The organism is Burkholderia sp. MSMB1498 (genome assembly GCF_001526245.1).
In the GTDB taxonomy this organism is placed as follows: Bacteria; Pseudomonadota; Gammaproteobacteria; order Burkholderiales; family Burkholderiaceae; genus Burkholderia; species Burkholderia savannae.
In genome coordinates, this window is the sequence record NZ_LOYJ01000015.1 from 25,934 (window position 1) to 40,124 (window position 14,191).

The following is a 14,191-nucleotide window of genomic DNA, read 5'->3' on the forward strand; positions in this document are numbered from 1 at the left end:
CGCGGCGAGGGCTTCCCGCCGTCCGGCACAACGACACATCGACAAGGAAACGAAGATGAACAGGTTTGGAGCAACGACATGGCCGGTCGCGATCGGCATCGCGCTGTCGGGCCCTGCATTCCCGCAGAGCTCGGTCACGCTGTACGGGATCGTCGATCAGAGCATCCGCTACACGACGCACGCGGACGCCGCGAACGGCGGGGCCGTGCAGATGGCGAACGGCGCGATCACGAACAGCCGCTGGGGCCTGAAAGGCGCCGAGGATCTCGGCGACGGCCTGAAGGCGATCTTCCGCCTCGAGAACGGCTTCGAGCCGCAATCGGGGCAAGCGGACGGCGCTCGCCTGTTCGGCCGCTACGCGTACGTCGGCCTGTCGGGCCGCTTCGGCACGGTCGAGCTCGGCCGCCAGACCACCGAGGGCTTCAACCTGTTCGGCGATCTCGATCCGCTGACGATCGGCAACTACACGGCGAACATGTGGCCGTACTTCCTCACGCAGGGCTACGCGAACAACGTCGTCAGCTATGCGAACACGCTCGGCGGCCTCGCGCTCGGCGCGAGCTACGGCTTCGGCGGCGTCGCGGGCAGCATGAGCCGCAACGCGTACTGGGGCGTGCGCTCCGCGTACACGCACGGCGCACTGACGATCGGCGCCGTCTATCAGCAGACGCGCGACGCCGGCGGCCGCGCGCAGCAGATGTGGGGCGCGGCGGGCCGCTACGCCGTCGGCCCCGCGACGCTGTTCGTCGGCTATCTCGGCGGCAAGGACGCGACGGGCACGATCGATCGCGACTACCTGAACGATCCGGGCCGCACGGTCGCCTACGGCTCGTTCGCCGATCATCCGCGCTACGACACGATCGGCTACGCGGGCGCCGCGTACCGGATCGATCCGGCGATCACGCTCACGGGCGCGTTCTATTACGATGCGATCCGCAACGTGAACGGCATCGACGGCAACGGCGGCAAGCGCTACGCGGGCGTGCTCGAAGCGGAGTACGCATTGTCGAAGGCGACGCAGGTGTACGCGAGCGTCGACTACAACAAGGTGTCCGGCGGCGCCGTCACCGAGATGCCGGGCCGCGGCAATCAGACGGGCGTCGCGGTCGGCCTGCGGCACATGTTCTGACGAACGGTCCGGATCGTTCACGCCAATCGCGCGGGCGCGCCGCGGCGCGCCCGCCATCCATAACGACAATCGGAGGAGCATTCAATGAGTTCGGAAGGGCAATTTCACGCGATCGCGGCCCGCGAAGGCGGGCTGCGCCGCACGCTGAGCGCCAGCCAGATGACGATGATCGCGATCGGCGGCGCGATCGGCACGGGCCTCTTTCTCGGCAGCGGCTTCGCGATCGGTTTCGCGGGGCCGAGCGTGCTGATCAGCTATGCGATCGGCGCGCTGATCTCGCTGCTGCTGATGGGCTGCCTCGCGGAGATGACGGTCGCGCATCCGACGTCGGGCTCGTTCGGCGCGCACGCCGAGCACTACCTCGGCCCCTGGGCGGGTTTTCTCGTGCGCTACGCGTATTGGGCGTGCATCGTGCTCGCGGTCGGCACCGAAGTCACCGCGATCGCGCTGTACATGAAGTACTGGTTTCCCGCGGTGCCCGGCTGGATCTGGATCGCGGGCTTCTCGGCCGTGCTCGTGCTCGTCAACGCGCTGAGCGTCGACGTGTTCGGCTCGGTCGAATACTGGTTCTCGGTCGTGAAGATCGCGGCGATCGTCGCGTTCATCGCGATCGGCGGCTACGTCGTGTTCGTCGATCCGTCGCTCGTCGCAGGCTCGAACGCGGGCGCGCCGGGCCTGCGCCATTACGTCGAGCACGGCGGCTTCTTCCCGAAAGGCGCATGGGGGATGTGGGTCGCGGTGATCGTGTCGATCTTCAGTTACCTGAGCATCGAGATGATCGCCGTCGCCGCGGGCGAGGCGCAGGACCCGGAGCGCGCGGTCACGCGCGCGTTCCGCTCGACGGTCGTCCGCCTCGTGCTGTTCTACCTCGTCACGCTCGCGCTGATGCTGGCGATCGTCCCATGGACCGCCGCCGGACGCGACGAGAGCCCGTTCGTCAAGGTGATGACCGCGATTCACCTGCCGGGCGCGGCGGGCGTCATCAACTTCGTCGTGCTGATCGCCGCGCTGTCCGCGATGAACAGCCAGCTCTACATCACGACGCGGATGATGTTCAGCCTCGCGTGCGCGGGCCACGCGCCGCACGGCCTCGGCCGGCTCAGCGCGCGCGGCGTGCCGCTCAACGCGCTGCTGCTGTCGACGGCCGGCATCGCGATCGCGACGCTCGTGAGCATCGTCTACCCGGACGCGTCGTTCACGATCATGATGGCGATCTCGATGTTCGGCGCGATGTTCACGTGGATGATGATCTTCGTCACGCACTACTTCTTCCGCCGCAAGCGCGCGGCGAGCGGGCGGCCGGCGGCCGGCTTCCGGATGCCCGGCTTCCCGTTCGCCACGCTCGCCGGCGCGGCGCTGATGCTCGCGATCATGGCGACGACGTACTTCACGCCCGAGTTTCACATGACGCTCGTGTTCGGCGTGCCGTTTCTCGTCGCGCTGAGCGTGCTGTATCTCGCGCGATATCGCCGCCGGCCGGAAGCGCTCGCCGACACGCAGACGCTGCCGCGATAAGCGCGCCGCCGCCGTGCGCGAAGCGCGGGGCGCGAGGCGCGGGGCGCGAGACGTGGAGCGCGAGGCGCGAAACGTCAGACGCACGCCGCACACGCGGCGGCGCGCATCACGACGCCCGGCCCGCTCAGGCCGGATCGAGGCTCGCCTCGTTGACGGCCGCGCGCAGCGCGACCATCGCCGTGCGCGCGCCGTCCCCGTCGCGGCCGTCGATCGCCGCGACGAGCTTGGCGGCGGCGTCGCGGATCGCGTCGTTGCGCTCCTGCAGCGTCGCCGCGTCGAGATCGATCGCCATCACGCCCGCACGCGCGACCTCGGCCATCTGCCGGATGAACTGATTGCGGCTCGCCTCGACGATCGACGCATGCAGCAGCTCGAGCGCGCGGCGCAGCGCGTCGGGCTCGATCGCCTCGCGCAGCGCCGCATGCGCGGCGCGGATCGCGCGCCGCTGCGCGTCGTCCGAATGCACCGCCACCTGCGCGGCCGCCTCCGGCTCGATCAGGTCGCACATCGCGGCGACGTCGAGCAGGAAATCCGTGTCCGACGCGATCCGCATCCGCCACTGCATCACGTGATCGTCGAACAGCCGCCATTCGCTGCGCGGCGTGAGGCGCGTGCCCGCCTTGGTCCGCGCGTGCAGCATCCGCCGCGCGGTCAGCATCCGCGTGACCTCGCGCATCACCGAGCGCGGCACGCCCAGCTCGCGCGCGAGCACGTCCTGCGGCGGCAGCAGGCCGGACGTGTATTCGCCGTCGACGATGCGCGTGACGAGCTCGTCGAGCACGCGCTGCACGCGCGGGGACGCCTTCAGCGAACGGCGCTCGGCCGAATCGCCGAACGGTCTCGCCAGCGCGCGCGCCGGGTTAAGGAGATGGTTGGTATCAAAGGAGTTCATCGTACTCATCCAAGTTCGGAACGGGGTTCCTTCGCTGAAAACGGAAGGCGCGACGACGTGAACGCATCCGCAACGCGACGAACGCATGCGAAGGCGGGACCGGCTGCGACAATCGCTGCCTCGGGAATAAAAAGCGCGATCGGAGCATGTTCCGATCGCAAGGCCACTGCCGCAGACAACCGGGCCACCGGGCGGCAGATGGGGCGCGACGCGCGCGGGGCGCGTCGTGACAATCGATTCGATGCGCCCGGGCGCGTGCCGGGCGCGAAGGAGCGGAAAGCGGGCGAGCCGGGCGCGCGCCGGGCCGGCGCGGCGGCATCGGCGCGCAGCGAGGAAATGACCTGTTCCTGTTCCCGCGCACACGGCGATCGGCGCGCATCCGGCGAGTCCGGCGCGCGCGACGGTTTGGCCGCCGCATGCGCGGCGCCCGCGCGCGGCACGATCGCAAGCGCGAACGCGTGCGCCGCGGCCGGACGCTCGCCGCGACCTCGCGCCTGCCTCAGGAAACGCAACGCGCAGCGCCGTCGCAGCGGCGCGCGCGCGACGAGGCATGGACGTTGCCGTACAATGCCGACAGCCATGGTGGGGTCTTCGCTGAAAGTCTTCCGTGGTCAGGCCGCGCCGGGTGTTGGCGCACCTTGCGCGGCCGCTCGCATCACTGCATTCGTCCTATATCCGCATCTCTCCCGTGATCCCGTCCGCGTGCGTCGAGCACGGCGCGCCGCAGCCGAAGAACGGCGCGCCGCACGGGCTCACGCGCATCCCGTCGGCAAGCGACGTCCAGCGCAGATCGGCCGGGTCGGCGGCCATCCAGCCGCCCGCTTTCGCAATCAGCACGCAATCTGCGATCGCATCGAAATCCGCCCGAAAATGCACGGAGCTCTTGTTGACCAGAATCTTCATCGTTTCCGGCGCGACGCCTGCGATCCGGTAGAAGCTCCGGTCAGTCATCTGCACGCGCGCCGACGTGACGACGACGCGCACGTCGCCGATCCGCAGGCACGCGGTCGGGCCGAGCTCGAGCGTCGCGCCCTTGAGCATCGGGCCATGGCAATGGCAGCGGCCGTTCGACAGCGACTCGACGCGAAACGTCCCCGTGAACGGCAGCCCGCTCTCCGCGCCGAGCGTGATCTCGAGCGACGCGCCGAGCCCCGCCGCGTGCGCGGCGCACGCGGCCGCGGGATCGAAGAACAGCCCGAGCGCCGTATCGGGCGCGCGATGCGTGACGAGCGCATGCAGCAAACCCGTCGTGTTCGAGCCGCCGCCCGCGCCCGGGTTGTCCTGCGTGTCGGCGATCACGACCGGCTTGTCCGCGCGGCGCGCGATCCGGATCGCTTCCGTCACCGCCTCGTCCGCCGACATGAAGCGCACCGACCACTCCGATTCGATCGACACGACGTGCTCGTACAGCGCGTCGACGGCGCGCGCGAGCTGGACGGGATCGGCGCCGTAGCCCCAGATCGAAGGCCCGCATTCGGCGAAGTCCGCGGCCGGAAAGCCCGGCGCGAACGACAGCGACCGCACGCCGCCCGTTTCCAGCCGGTCGAGCAGCCGGAACACGCTCTTCGAAGGCTCGAGCGACGTGCACATCGCGTTGACCGGAATCAGGAACGGCACGCGCCGCGCGGCCCGGAAATGGCGATGACGGCCGCGCTTGCCGAGCAGCGTGTCGAGCAGCGCGATCGCGCGGCGCCCGGTGTCCGCCATGTCGACGTGAGGATAGGTGCGATATGTGACGAGCGCGTCCGCGCTGTCGAGCATTTGCTGCGTGACGTTCGCATGCAGATCGAGCGACGCGACGATCGGCACCCGCGCGCCGACGGCCTCGCGCAGCCGGCGCAGCAGTTCGCCTTCGCCGTCGTCGTAATGCTCGGCCGCCATCGCGCCGTGCTGGTCGACGTAGATGCCGTCGGCGTCGCACCGCTTCGCCGCGTCGACGATCTCGCCCGCGATCCGCTCGAACGCGACCGATTCGACGACGCCCGACGGCGCCGCATCGGCCCAGATCGCGGGCAGCGCGACATGCCCGGCGTCTTCGATCGCCGCCAGCGCGCCCGCGATCGGCAGGTTCATGCCCTTCAGCCGGTGCATCTCCGCGCCGCGCGACAGCGGATAGCGGCCGCCGTCCGCGACGAAGCTCGCGTAGGACGCCCTGCTCGGTGCGAACGTGTTCGTCTCGTGCCGGAATCCGGCGGCCAGGATCTTCATGATGCGGCGGCGCTCCATTTCTTCGCGTCGACGCGGTTCGCGAGCAGCACGATCGCGCCCGCGACGAACAGCGCGACCATCACCATCAGCCCGGCCTGCAGGCTGCCCGTCGTGGTCTTGATCCAGCCGATGACCGTCGGGCTCACGAAGCCGCCGAACAGGCCGATCGAATTGATGAGCGCGATGCCGCCCGCGGCGACGTCGCCCTTCAGATAATCGGCGGGAATCGCCCAGAACACCGCGTAGGCCGAATACATCAGCGCGGTCGCCGCGACGAGCGCGACCATCGCGACGACGAAGCGATCGCCCGCGACCACCGTGACCGTCAACGCGGCCGCGCTCAGCAGCAGCGCGATCGCGCTGTGCAGACGCCGCTCGCCGCGCTTGTCGGAGCGCCGGCCGATCACCTGCATCGCGACGATCGCCGCGAGATAGGGCAGCGCGGTCAGCGCGCCGATATGCAGCAGGTTCTTCACGCCAGCGCCGCGCAGCAGCGTCGGCAGCCAGAAGCTGACCGCATAGAGACCGCAGATGATCGCGAAATAGGAGAACGCCATCGCATAGATTCGTGGATCTTTCAGGACCTCGCGAAACGCGGTGTGCCGGCTTGCCGCGCGCGGCGCCGAACCGATCTCGGCGAGCAGGATCGACTTCTCGCTCTCGCTCAGCCACTTCGCGTCGGCGGGCCGCTCGCTCAGCGTGAAGAACAGCACGACGCCGAGCAGCACCGCCGGCAACCCTTCGAGCAGAAACAGCCACTGCCAGCCGGTCAGACCATACACGCCCGCGAGCTGCGTCATGATGAGCGTCGACACCGGCCCGCCGATCACGGCGCCGACGGGTCCCGCACACAAGAGCATCGCCATCGCGCGCGCCATTCGCGCCTCCGGATACCAGCGTGTCAGACAGAACAGCATGCCGGGGCTGAAACCCGCCTCGAACACGCCGAGCAGGAAACGCAATGCGTAGAACGTCGTCACGTTGGTGGCGAACATCATCGCGACCGATGTCAGCCCCCACAACACCATGATGCGGCTCAGCGTGAGCCGCGCGCCGATACGGGTGAGCCAGAGATTGCTCGGCACCTCGAACGCCATGTAGCCGAGAAAGAAGATTCCGGCGCCAAGGCCGTACACGGCCTCGCTCCATCCGAGGTCCGTCTGCATCGCGAGCTTCGCGAAACTGATGTTGATGCGATCGATATAGGCCGTGACGTAACAGACTGCGAGAAACCCGAGGATGCGGATGTCGACCTTTCGATAGATTCGCGAGCGCGCGTTTCCGGAAGCGTTCTGTTCTCTCATATGGCCCGTATTGGAATCTGCGTGCGCGTACTCCCGCGCTCATTTGTCGTGGCCATTATCTCCATACTGTATGATCCCAGTGACAGCAACTTTGGTGTACGGCCGTTGCTTTGCAAGGCAACAAGTGTATGGATCAATCGTTCCAGGTCAATCTCAACCGCCTCCGCTACTTCCACGCAATCCTCGACCACGGATCGATCCGCGCGGCGGCAGAACGGCTGAACACCGCGCCATCCGTCGTCAGCCGGCAGTTGCAGCTGCTCGAGAGCGAAATCGGCGCACCGCTGTTCGAGCGCCGGCAGCACGGCATGATCGCGACCGAAGCCGCCACCCTCCTCGTCGAATACACGCACGCGTGCCGAATCGGATTAGAGCAATTCCACGAATCCTTGCACGGCGAATTGCGCGGGCGCGTCGAGATCGCACTGACGGTCGGCTATGTCGAAGACCTGATGGATTCCGTTATCACACGTTTTTTGCATCGGCATCCGCACGTATCGGTCGCATTGAACGTGCGCACCGCGGACGGCGTCGTAGATGACGTATTACGCAAACGTGCGCATATCGGCCTCACGTACAATCCGTCGCTGCCGCCCGAGATTCGCGAGTGCCTGAGCGTCGCGCATCCGACGTTTCTCGCGGTCGCGCCCGATCATCCGCTCGCGAAGCGCGGCGAGCCGCTCGAATTGCGCGAGGCGGTCAGCTATCCGCTCGCGCTGATGCCCGCGCCGTATTACGGCGTCGGGCAGATCGTGCACACCGTCGCGCATGCGGAGAACATTCCGCTCGCGCCGCGGCTCGTCACGAACTCGGTGCCCGCGATGCGGCGCTTCGTGCGTTCGGGCAACGGCATCGCGTTCCTCACGCGCCTGCTGATCGAAGACGATCTCGAATGCGGCGAGATCGTCGCGCTGCGGATGCGCAATCCGCTGTTCAACTCGCCCTGCGGCAAGGTGCTCGTTCACAACGAGCGCGCGCTGCCGCGCGCGGCGAACGAGATCCTCGCGCAGATCGTGCGGGATTTGCCGTCGTTCAAGGTTTGACGTGCGGCGCGCGAAGCGCCGCCGCGCGTGATCGGCGATGCGCGCCGACGCGGCACGCGCACGTGAGCGCGGGAGCGCATGAGCGCCGGCGCGTCGCGCGAACGATGCGCCCGGCCGATGCGGCAATCGAAGACGCTCCGCTCGATCGGTTCTCCGAACGAATCCGCACGCCGAAGCGGCCCCGTGATCGGGCGCACGAACGTTCGGGCTGCAACGCGCAGATGCGATCGTCGGGCTTGCCGATCGCGAAGCGTCGTTTTTCTCAACGCGCCGGCATATGCGAACGTCGAGCGGCGGCATGCATTCGCGGACGGCGCTCGACAGCGCGGCCGACTCGCTCGAAGCCGGCGATGCCCGATATCCAGCCGAACCGCGATCGCCGCTCGATCTCGCGCCGACGCACGCAATGTGTGCACATTAGCCGTCGCGCCCGAAGCATTAAAAACATATCCGCCGCACCGTTTCCTGAAATGAAACGATGAGCGCCGTGCGCCGCGCGCCCCAACGCCGCATCGTCCCGCAAGCGCGCACAGCGCAAGCCGAGCGTGACCGTTCCCTCGACCATCACCGCGCGGGCGCGCCCGATTTCGCTCATTCATCTGCGCGCGGAAGAATTTATATGCGATATATGCGACGATGGACATCGCCGCCGTTCGTCGCGACGCACGTGCGCCTCGCGCGTCGGAACATCCGTTGCCTGCATTCTCGATTCACGGCCGGCCGCCTCGTGGCCGGCCGAACGCCAACGCGGCGAGCGCGCGGCGCGCGAGCCGAGACTCGCGCATCTCGCGCATGCTCGCCGCCCGTCAGGAGCACGCGATGCGGATATTCGAAACGATCGCCCTGCTGTTCTCGCGCGCCGCCGGCCGGCGGCCGCGTCCCGACGGCTTGGCCGGTTCGCGCGTCGGCGCGCGCGCGGCGTGCCGCGCCTGTCCGTCGCGCCGCGCGCATGCGGGCCGTCCGCACGCCGCGCACATGCATGCGCCGCAGGCGTCGCGCGCGCGGCGGCCGCCGTTCGAGCCTCGGCGTCCCGAGCGGTTCGGCGCCGGCGACGTCGAGCCCGGCTCGTCGAACGCGCCCGAGGCGGGCGGCATCAAGCTGTGAGCGCGCGATGGCTACCGGCAAGACGCCCGCCCGCAAAAGCGCCCCGCGCAAGACCGCGCCCCGTCCGCCCGCGTCCGGCCGCAAGCGCGCCCGCACCGCGCAGGAAAAATCCGGCCGCTACTGGTCGAACGACGTGACGCGGCACAGCAACGCGCTCGATCTCGAACCCGACATCTTCAAGTCCGACGACCCCGAGGCGATCGCGCAATCGCTGAAGCGCTCCGCGCTCGACAGCACGCGGCGCAAGGCCAATCCGTTTCAATCGGCGATGTCGATGCTCAATTTCTACGTGAACCGCGCCGGCCGAAACCTTCCGAAGGCGCGCCGGGAAACGCTCGAGCTCGCGAAGAAAAAATTGCGCGAGGCGTTCGGCCGCAAGCCCTGACGCATCCGCCGAGACGAGCGCCGATCGGCCGTTGCGGACGGCCGGCCGGCGTTGCACCGAGCGCGCTTTCCCGCTCGCGGCCGTCATCGTCGTGCGATGCCCAGCGCGAGCACGACGAGAAGGATCACGGCGAACGCATAGAGCAGGATCTTCGCGATCTCCGCCGCGCCGGCCACCGGCGGCGACGCGACGCGCCACCCCGCTAAAACTGGTAATTGATCGACACGTCGACGGCCGAATCCGTCGAGCGCTGCGCGAGCGGACTGCGCGCGGCGCTGCCGACGAGTTGTTCGACCGCGCCGTCGGCCGTCACGAACCAGTGCTTCGTGACGAACCAGACGAGCGTCACGCCGCCGCCGACCGACTTCACACCCGCGCTCGGCGCATAGCGCGAATAGCCGGAGCGCGCCGCCTGCGCGTCGTTCACGCCGAACCAGCTGTTCATGTAGCGCGAATCGGCGAACGTGACGGTCGGCCCCGCGAACCAGTAGAACGTTTCCGAGCTGCCGGGCAGCGGCATGTACGCGGCGAGATCGGCGACCCAGCCGTTCGCGCCGCCGACGCTGCGGCGAACGTCCGCGCGCAGCACGAGCGGGAAATCGCGCGAGATCACGTAATCGGCCGACAGCTTGATCACCGCCGCCGGATTGACGTTGCCGACGCCCGTCAGATGACCGCGGTCGTCGGCCTCGCGGCGGCCGAAGTCGTAGCCCACGGAGATCGTCGCGCGCCAGTTCGGCCCGCGCAGCACGTTGACGCCGATCCCCTCGCCCGTCGACACGAACCACAGGTCGCGATAGCGGACGTCGAGGGTCGGCCCGGCCATCGGACGATACTGGTTCGAGCCGTCGTAGCGCGGCTGCAGCGTCGCGGCCGCGCCGACCGCGATCTGCCATGCCGGCTGCTGTGGATCGAAAAGCTTGTCGAGCGGCACGCCGGCCGAATACTGCCACTCGGCGGCCGGCGACGGCGTCTGCGCGCGCGCCGAAACGGCCGCCGCCGCGCACGCGATGCAGACGATGCCGCGCACGGCGCGATCGATGCGATCGATGCGCCGTCGCGCCGGCGCGCGGCGCGGTGCGACGGCTCCCCGGATTGGAACGGCTCGTGCGTCGGCCATGTGCTGTCCTCGTTGTTCGGATTGTTGTCGCCGCGGCGAACCCGCGCGCGAACCAACCTTTGCCGGCACGCGATTGCAGCACATCGCGCGCCCCGACGCCACCGGCGCCACCGGCGCCTCGAGCGCACGCCGGCGCGTCAGCTCAAGCCTCGCGCTCGACGCGATCCGCGAACAGATTCAGCGCGCGCGCGACCTGACGCCCGAAGTAGCCCGGGCGCTCACGCTCGTACGCGCGCAGCAGCGTCGTGCATTCGCGTTCCGCCCAGCGCCAGTATGGCCCCTGCTTCGCGAAAGCCGGATGATCCCGCAATTCGGCCGGCACCGCGTGCTCGTCGTCCCATCCCCAGAAATACGCCTGATGCGAACGCGAGAACGACATGCCGACCATGCTCGCGACAATTTCGTCGTGGCGCATCGTGAAGTCGATGACCTCCGTTCGCGCGAGCCCGGCGGCATCGGTGTGGCGCGCCTCGATCCAGCAGTGATAGCGCGCGAGCTGCGACAGATGCTTCGCGGCGCGGCGCCGCTCGCGCGTCGAGCAGAGCACGAAGAGTGTGTCGTCGCCGAAATCCATGACCTCGCCGCCCGCGACGGGCCGATACCGCGTGCCGGTCAGCATGGTCAGCACGCGCGCGCCGACGATCGCGTAATCGGCGCAGCGCATGTAGCCGTTCTTGGTCGTCGCCTCCGACACGCTTCGATGGACGACTTCGTCGATGACGGGACGCAGCGCCAAGCTGATCGGCACGGTCAGAATCGGGGAGTTTGCTGCGGATTCGTGTTGCATCGGGACTGAACGCATTCAGCCGATCATCGGTCGGCGCGGGTGGGAGCCGCGGAATTATTACTTTTCGTTACATTCGGCTGTGTCGATTTTGGAAAAGATTTGTGTACTTTTGTCGAAATCGGCGCACGAAATGCTGCCTGCCGCGACAACCGCTCCGTCGCACGCCAAATCGTTCGTCGCCGCCCTCATTCGCGGCCGCGGACGGCCCGGCCCGGCCGTTCGTTCGCTCGTTGGCCCGTTGGCCCGTTGGCCCGTCCGTCCGTTGGCCCGTCCGTCCGCCGCGCGCCGCGCAAGCGGCCGTGCCGCTCACGCGGCCCCGCGCGGCTCGCTGTTCCATGCACACGCGCGAGAACCTGAAGTTCGACCGCGGAGCGGCCCTTCGCGCGCCCGCTCGTTGCGCGATGACGGCTGCGTCGCGCATTTTTTTACCAATGCGCTGTAACGAAAGTGTCGGCCGGATGGATCAACGATCGCACGCTCGGCCACGGCGAACGGATTTCCGCGATGCCGGCCGAAGAGAAGGCGCGCGCGCCGCGGCCGGTCTCGACATCGCGCACGCACCGCACGCCGGCGCGCAAGCCGCGCAACGCGATCGGGCACGCGTTCACCCTCGCCGACGATCAGATCGAGGCGGCGCCGTCGCGGCGCACGCCGCGTCACGGCGACGTGCGGCGCGACGCGCTGCCGCCGCCGCTCGGCGCGACGCTCGCGCGTTCACGGCAGCGCTTCATTGCCGCGTCGCTCGAATACTTCAACGGCGACAAGCCGCGCATCGCCAAGGCGCTCGGCATCGGCCTCGAGCCGCTGCACAACCGGCTTACGCCGATGCGCGTGCGCGAGACCGAAGCACCGCGTTAGCGTGGGCGCGGCGCGCATCGTCTCGCCGGATGCTTTTGAACGAAAGCGCCATGTGGGCGATGCGCCGCCGAGAAACGCTTCGGCATGCAAACGATCCGATCCGAGATCAAGCGGTCAGGTCGAAACGAAAGACGGTGCCGCCGTTTCTTTCGAGCCGCACGACATCGGCCGCGCCGACTGCGGCGATCGCGCGCGGCCAGAAACGCTGCGCGGGCGCGTTCCCGCGCATCACGCTCACTTCCCAGCGCCCCGGATGCGCGCGCCACAGCGCGCAAGCCGCCGCGGCGCCGCAGCCGTGGCCGCGCGCGTGCGGCAGGATGAAGAACTCGGCAATCGAATGGTCGACCTCGGGTTCGTCGTGCGCGCGCACGAACGCGAAGCCGATGCGCGCCGTTCCCACGTCGAGCAGATAGGGCCAGCGCGCTTCGCCGGGCTGCCAGTAAAGATCGAAATAGGGATAGTCGAAACTCACTTCGTCATGCTGACCGAGTTCCGCCAGATAGCGATGCAACATCGATCGGACGAGCGGCCGGTCCGCCGCCGAGGCGACCGTCAATGCGACCGGCGGGCCGTTCGGATGCAAGTTCGTCATGCGCGGCATCCGTCGCCAATCGACGCGGCGCAACGCGCCTGCGCCGCTTCGATCGCGTGCCGGCGAGCCGATCGACGCGTCGGCGGGCTCGCCGATCGATCCGTTTCACGCGCGCCGCACGCCGTTCGCGCGCGAGCGCGCGCCTGCGAGCTCGCGCGCAAATGCAAACGGCGCGCGGCGCGCCGATCGCGAACGGCCGCGACGATCCACCGTTCGCGCGCACGATCCTCGCGTCGAGAGCGGCAAGCCATTGCAAACATGCGGCGCACGTCGCGGCCCATTCGATGCACGCGCGCGCTCGTCAGCCGCCCGCGTTCCGCGCCGCGCTGCGCGCCTCGATCGCGCGCACGACGGCCGCCATGTCCGCCTGCCCATGCCCGAGCGCCTCGGTCTCGCGATACAGATCGCGGCAGACGTCGAGCAGCGGCGACGCAAGATGCGCGGCGTGCGCGGCCTCGGTCGCGAGCCGGCTGTTCTTGAACACGTCGGTAATCGACGCCTGAACTTCGAAGTCTTCGTTGACGAGCTTGTCGATCTTCACGCGCGACACGCTGCTCGCCATCGGCCCCGCGTCGAGCACCGCCTGGAACTGCTTCATGTCGAGCCCGAAGCCGCGCGCCGCGTGCGCGGCCTCGGCGAGCCCCGTCACCATCGAGATCAGGAACGTGTTGACCGCGAGCTTCATCAGCAGGCCGGTCGGCACCGGTCCCGTCACGACGATCTCGCGGCACATCGGCGCGAGCAGCGAACGCACTTCGTCGACGGCCGCCGGATCGCCCGCCAGCATCGCGACGAGCTGCCCGGCCTCGGCCGGCTTGCGCGAGCCCGACACCGGCGCCTCGACATAGCGGCCGCCCGCCGCGCGAATATCGGCTTCGAGGCCGCGCGAATATTCGGCGGACACCGTCCCCATATGGACGATCGTGTGCTGCGCGACATTGCCCGCGAACGCGGGCGTGCCGCGGCCGAGCACCGCGTCGAGCGCGGCGTCGGTCGCCATCATCAGGATCACGACGTACGCGTGTCGATAGACGTCGGCCGCCGATTCGGCGACCTGCGCGCCGGCCGCGCGCAACGGTTCGCAGCGCTCGGGCGTGCGGTTCCACACGACGAGCTCGGTGCCGGCGCGCGCGAGATTGAGCGCCATCGGCTGCCCCATCACGCCGATGCCGATGAATCCTACTTTCATGAGCGTCTCCATGATTTCGCCGCCGCTCGTGGCGGCGGCGCATCGGATAGGTTGCGGGCGACCGG

15 protein-coding genes and 1 pseudogene are annotated in these 14,191 nt (G+C 68.8%); 6 read left to right on the forward strand and 10 right to left on the reverse strand.

The features are described 5' to 3' along the window. Positions 1 to 55 precede the first annotated feature (55 nt). Positions 56 to 1,129 carry a porin gene (locus tag WS91_RS03050; RefSeq protein WP_059669718.1) on the forward strand — a complete coding sequence of 358 codons (1,074 nt, stop codon included), beginning with the start codon at positions 56 to 58 and terminating at the stop codon, positions 1,127 to 1,129. 84 nt (positions 1,130 to 1,213) lie between these two features. Further along, entirely contained in the window at positions 1,214 to 2,644 is a 1,431-nt protein-coding gene (locus tag WS91_RS03055) for an amino acid permease (RefSeq protein WP_059669719.1), read from the forward strand. A 124-nt stretch (positions 2,645 to 2,768) separates the two neighbouring features. Here the strand turns inward: WS91_RS03055 and WS91_RS03060 are convergent, their stop codons facing one another. From WS91_RS03060 to WS91_RS03070, 4 genes are all read right to left on the reverse strand, one after another. Continuing rightward, positions 2,769 to 3,536 (reverse strand): FadR/GntR family transcriptional regulator, encoded by a 768-nt coding sequence (locus WS91_RS03060; RefSeq protein ID WP_052145216.1) that lies wholly within the window; start codon positions 3,534 to 3,536, stop codon positions 2,769 to 2,771. 5 nt (positions 3,537 to 3,541) lie between these two features. Further along, positions 3,542 to 4,117 (reverse strand): hypothetical protein, encoded by a 576-nt coding sequence (locus WS91_RS37130; RefSeq protein ID WP_231751961.1) that lies wholly within the window; start codon positions 4,115 to 4,117, stop codon positions 3,542 to 3,544. 88 nt (positions 4,118 to 4,205) lie between these two features. Further along, on the reverse strand, positions 4,206 to 5,744 hold the full coding sequence (locus WS91_RS03065) for a M81 family metallopeptidase (protein WP_059669750.1): 1,539 nt from the start codon (positions 5,742 to 5,744) through the stop codon (positions 4,206 to 4,208). After that, a complete protein-coding gene (locus WS91_RS03070; RefSeq protein ID WP_038755023.1) occupies positions 5,741 to 7,048 on the reverse strand; it encodes an MFS transporter in 1,308 nt (435 codons plus the stop codon). Before WS91_RS03070 ends, WS91_RS03065 begins: the two co-directional genes overlap by 4 nt. Positions 7,049 to 7,176: 128 nt before the next feature. Here WS91_RS03070 and WS91_RS03075 point away from each other — a divergent pair, with 128 nt between their 5' ends. Further along, positions 7,177 to 8,091 (forward strand): LysR family transcriptional regulator, encoded by a 915-nt coding sequence (locus WS91_RS03075; protein WP_059669720.1) that lies wholly within the window; start codon positions 7,177 to 7,179, stop codon positions 8,089 to 8,091. A gap of 262 nt (positions 8,092 to 8,353) precedes the next feature. On the opposite strand, the gene WS91_RS35410 is transcribed toward WS91_RS03075, so the two are convergent. Continuing rightward, complete coding sequence (locus WS91_RS35410; protein WP_156432269.1) at positions 8,354 to 8,686, reverse strand: hypothetical protein; 333 nt, start codon at positions 8,684 to 8,686, stop codon at positions 8,354 to 8,356. Positions 8,687 to 8,910: 224 nt separating this feature from the next. Between WS91_RS35410 and WS91_RS03080 the strand changes: the two genes are divergently transcribed. Further along, positions 8,911 to 9,195 (forward strand): hypothetical protein, encoded by a 285-nt coding sequence (locus tag WS91_RS03080; RefSeq protein ID WP_059669751.1) that lies wholly within the window; start codon positions 8,911 to 8,913, stop codon positions 9,193 to 9,195. Between the two features lie 7 nt (positions 9,196 to 9,202). After that, positions 9,203 to 9,580, forward strand: coding sequence for a DUF3175 domain-containing protein (locus WS91_RS03085; protein ID WP_038755017.1), 378 nt, complete (start codon positions 9,203 to 9,205; stop codon positions 9,578 to 9,580). An 83-nt stretch (positions 9,581 to 9,663) separates the two neighbouring features. Here the strand turns inward: WS91_RS03085 and WS91_RS37135 are convergent. The 3 genes and pseudogenes from WS91_RS37135 to WS91_RS03095 form a co-directional block, all read right to left on the reverse strand. After that, a pseudogene (locus WS91_RS37135) lies at positions 9,664 to 9,753 on the reverse strand (DUF1328 domain-containing protein); the annotation flags it as partial. A gap of 29 nt (positions 9,754 to 9,782) precedes the next feature. Continuing rightward, entirely contained in the window at positions 9,783 to 10,700 is a 918-nt protein-coding gene (locus WS91_RS03090) for a MipA/OmpV family protein (RefSeq protein WP_059669721.1), read from the reverse strand. Positions 10,701 to 10,842: 142 nt separating this feature from the next. Then, positions 10,843 to 11,487: a hypothetical protein gene (locus tag WS91_RS03095; protein ID WP_059669722.1), complete on the reverse strand. Its 645-nt coding sequence runs from the start codon at positions 11,485 to 11,487 to the stop codon at positions 10,843 to 10,845. A gap of 504 nt (positions 11,488 to 11,991) precedes the next feature. Between WS91_RS03095 and WS91_RS03100 the strand changes: the two genes are divergently transcribed. Further along, positions 11,992 to 12,345: a hypothetical protein gene (locus tag WS91_RS03100; protein WP_145986938.1), complete on the forward strand. Its 354-nt coding sequence runs from the start codon at positions 11,992 to 11,994 to the stop codon at positions 12,343 to 12,345. A gap of 106 nt (positions 12,346 to 12,451) precedes the next feature. Here the strand turns inward: WS91_RS03100 and WS91_RS03105 are convergent, their stop codons facing one another. Both WS91_RS03105 and WS91_RS03110 read right to left on the reverse strand, forming a co-directional pair. Further along, complete coding sequence (locus tag WS91_RS03105; RefSeq protein ID WP_059669752.1) at positions 12,452 to 12,937, reverse strand: hypothetical protein; 486 nt, start codon at positions 12,935 to 12,937, stop codon at positions 12,452 to 12,454. 301 nt (positions 12,938 to 13,238) lie between these two features. Further along, entirely contained in the window at positions 13,239 to 14,138 is a 900-nt protein-coding gene (locus tag WS91_RS03110; RefSeq protein WP_197422202.1) for an NAD(P)-dependent oxidoreductase, read from the reverse strand. Positions 14,139 to 14,191: the final 53 nt, after the last annotated feature.

Excerpts from the sequence above, each read along its gene's own strand:
- WS91_RS03050 (WP_059669718.1), top strand. The coding sequence starts at position 56 with ATGAACAGGTTTGGAGCAACGACATGGCCGGTCGCGATCGGCATCGCG.
- WS91_RS03055 (WP_059669719.1), top strand. The coding sequence starts at position 1,214 with ATGAGTTCGGAAGGGCAATTTCACGCGATCGCGGCCCGCGAAGGCGGG.
- WS91_RS03060 (WP_052145216.1), bottom strand. The coding sequence starts at position 3,536 with ATGAACTCCTTTGATACCAACCATCTCCTTAACCCGGCGCGCGCGCTG.
- WS91_RS37130 (WP_231751961.1), bottom strand. The coding sequence starts at position 4,117 with ATGGCTGTCGGCATTGTACGGCAACGTCCATGCCTCGTCGCGCGCGCG.
- WS91_RS03065 (WP_059669750.1), bottom strand. The coding sequence starts at position 5,744 with ATGAAGATCCTGGCCGCCGGATTCCGGCACGAGACGAACACGTTCGCA.
- WS91_RS03070 (WP_038755023.1), bottom strand. The coding sequence starts at position 7,048 with ATGAGAGAACAGAACGCTTCCGGAAACGCGCGCTCGCGAATCTATCGA.
- WS91_RS03075 (WP_059669720.1), top strand. The coding sequence starts at position 7,177 with ATGGATCAATCGTTCCAGGTCAATCTCAACCGCCTCCGCTACTTCCAC.
- WS91_RS35410 (WP_156432269.1), bottom strand. The coding sequence starts at position 8,686 with ATGAGCGAAATCGGGCGCGCCCGCGCGGTGATGGTCGAGGGAACGGTC.
- WS91_RS03080 (WP_059669751.1), top strand. The coding sequence starts at position 8,911 with ATGCGGATATTCGAAACGATCGCCCTGCTGTTCTCGCGCGCCGCCGGC.
- WS91_RS03085 (WP_038755017.1), top strand. The coding sequence starts at position 9,203 with ATGGCTACCGGCAAGACGCCCGCCCGCAAAAGCGCCCCGCGCAAGACC.
- WS91_RS03090 (WP_059669721.1), bottom strand. The coding sequence starts at position 10,700 with ATGGCCGACGCACGAGCCGTTCCAATCCGGGGAGCCGTCGCACCGCGC.
- WS91_RS03095 (WP_059669722.1), bottom strand. The coding sequence starts at position 11,487 with ATGCAACACGAATCCGCAGCAAACTCCCCGATTCTGACCGTGCCGATC.
- WS91_RS03100 (WP_145986938.1), top strand. The coding sequence starts at position 11,992 with ATGCCGGCCGAAGAGAAGGCGCGCGCGCCGCGGCCGGTCTCGACATCG.
- WS91_RS03105 (WP_059669752.1), bottom strand. The coding sequence starts at position 12,937 with ATGACGAACTTGCATCCGAACGGCCCGCCGGTCGCATTGACGGTCGCC.
- WS91_RS03110 (WP_197422202.1), bottom strand. The coding sequence starts at position 14,138 with ATGGAGACGCTCATGAAAGTAGGATTCATCGGCATCGGCGTGATGGGG.